The following is a 2321-nucleotide window of genomic DNA, read 5'->3' as shown; positions in this document are numbered from 1 at the left end:
CTCAGGTTGATGTTGCCGTGGATGCCGGTCATGTGCGCCACGACGATCCGCCCGGCATCCCGCGCGTGCGGGCCGAGCCAGCGCGCGACGACCGAGTCCGGCCCGTCGTAGAGCCGGCGGCGCAATTCGGCGCTGCGGTGGTCGAAGATCGGCATTTCCTTAAGCCCCCACCACGCATCGTAGTGATACGGGTAATCGGTGAAGAAGAAAAACGTCCTTTCCAGCGCATCCGGATCGGCCAGCGCCGCCTGGAACCACTCGTGAGTGTCGCCGCAATGGTTGGTCGTCAGGTCGCCCATCAGGCGCATGTCCCGCGCGTGCGCCGCCGCGGCCAGCCGGGCCATCGCCTCGTCGCCGCCCAGCAGCGGATCGACGCAGTCGAAGGTCGAGGCGTTGTAGCGGTGGTTCGATTGAGCGGGGAAGAACGGCGTCAGGTAGATCGTGCCGACCCCCAGCGCCGCGAGATAGTCCAGATGCGCGGTGATGCCGTCGAGATCGCCGCCGTAGAACTGGCGCGGCGTGTCCGGCCCTTCGCCGATCACCGGGTCGTCCCACGCCGCCGGTCTGGCCCAATCCGGCGCGGGCCGGTCGATAGACTTGGCGAAGCGATCCGGGAAAATCTGGTACATCGTGCCCGTGGCCCAATGGGGCGGCTTCTCAAACGTTGTCACTCGGAAGTCGGCCGCGTCGGCCACGTCGTGGCCGTGTATCCCCGTACCGTTCAACCATTGGTAGCCATAAGGCCCGCCGTCGAGCAGCCAACGGTAGCTGACCACCGGGTTGACCACCCGCAACTCGGCGCGTAGCCAGGTGTCGCGCTCGTCCTGCCGGTCAACGGTCGCGCGCACCAGTTCCGGTTCGCCATCGGCCAGCACGCGCACCCAGGCGGTGGTCACGTCGCTCGTCCGCGGCACGCGCAAGAAGACCGTGACCTTGCCGCCGAGTATGGGGTTCGGTTCGGGGACGTACCGCTCTGAGCCGTCGTGATGCGGTTGGCTCCAGACAACCTCGCTCATTGTGTGCTCCTATGTTCGGCGTTCTTGTTTCATAGTTCCGGCCGCACCGGCGTTGTCGCCATCTCCCCAACGACCGTGTCCCAGCGCCGCACACGCCAGCCGGTCACCAGCCCGCCGCGCACGTAGGGATCGGCGGCGACGAAGCGCTCCACCACCTCCGGCGAGTCGCCCTGGAAGAGCAGCACGGCCGCGTCGGCCGGCTCGGCCAGCGCCCCGCCGAGGATGAGCTCGCCGCGTTCCACCGCCCGCCAGGCCAGGCGCAGATGCTCGCCGCGAAACAACGGCCGGCGCTCCAGGTAGTCGGGCGCGTAGTCGTAAAAGAGCAGGTAGTGCATGAGAACCTCCACGAATGTGTCGCGCCGCTACGCTTCATCGACGGTGACTGGCCTTGGTCGTTTGCCATCGATGTCAATCACGTCGTACTCCTGCGCCACGGCCGCCGCGACCAGCACCTGACCGGAGTGGCGCATCCGCTCGGGGTCAGCAGCCAGGGCGGCGATCACCCGGCCGATGAACTGCGGCGACTCGGAGTTGGACAGGTCGAAGAATTGCGCGGCCTTCATGACCCCTTCGGTGCGCACCAGGCCGGGGTACAGGCTGACGACGGCCACGTTGTATTCGCGCAACTCGTGGGCCATGCAGGCCGCCATGCGGTCGTCGGCCGCCTTGGCCGCGCCATAGGCCACACCCCGGTCGTCCCGCTGCGCCGCGAAGAAGGAGATGTTGACGATCAGCCCCGACTCCTGGGCGATCATCAGGGGCGCGGCGAAGACGCTGGCGACGTAGTGGGCGCGCACGCCGGCCTGGAACGACTTATCCCAGCGCGAGAGCGGGGCCGTCCAGAACCCTTTCTCGTTCCAGAACTCCGTGCCATCGTTGTAGAACTCATAGCCGCCCCAGACGTTGTTGACGAGGATGTCGAGGCGGCCCTGTTCGGCCTGGATGCGGCGGAACAGTTCTCTTACTTCGTCATCGTTCGTATGGTTGCACCGCACCGCGATACCCCGGCCGCCCAGTCGGGTTACTGCCTCCGCCGTCTCATGGATCGTGCCGGGTAAGTCCACGGCGGCCTGGCCTGCCGCCACGGTGCGGCCGGTAATGTAGACCGTCGCGCCGGCCTCACCCAAGCCCAGGGCGATCCCTTTCCCAACGCCACGGCTGGCCCCGGTGACGAGCGCGACTGTTCCGGTAAGAACTGCCATATGTGGTGACCTTCCTGTGTGTGTAAGTAGGGGCCTATTTTGCCTCAGTACACACGCCGGTCAACCACTGCCCAGACCTGACAGGTGGGCGGCCAATGGGTCT

The 2321-nt window shown here is 66.7% G+C and carries 3 protein-coding genes; all 3 read right to left on the bottom strand.

What is annotated here, in order from left to right:
- Positions 1-1016, bottom strand: a 1016-nt coding sequence (locus ACE3UY_RS14055) for an alpha-amylase family glycosyl hydrolase (protein WP_374688139.1), incomplete at its 3' end; no start/stop codon positions are given.
- Between the two features lie 29 nt (positions 1017-1045).
- Entirely contained in the window at positions 1046-1351 is a 306-nt protein-coding gene (locus ACE3UY_RS14050) for a YciI-like protein (RefSeq protein ID WP_374688138.1), read from the bottom strand.
- A 27-nt stretch (positions 1352-1378) separates the two neighbouring features.
- Positions 1379-2218 carry an SDR family NAD(P)-dependent oxidoreductase gene (locus tag ACE3UY_RS14045; protein ID WP_374688137.1) on the bottom strand — a complete coding sequence of 280 codons (840 nt, stop codon included), beginning with the start codon at positions 2216-2218 and terminating at the stop codon, positions 1379-1381.
- Between the last annotated feature and the right edge of the window lie 103 nt (positions 2219-2321).

It is taken from the genome of Promineifilum sp. (SeqCode), from assembly GCF_041918635.1.
Taxonomy (GTDB): domain Bacteria; phylum Chloroflexota; class Anaerolineae; order Promineifilales; family Promineifilaceae; genus Promineifilum.
Note: the sequence above shows the minus strand (reverse complement) of the source record. Positions and strands in the feature narration are given on the sequence as shown.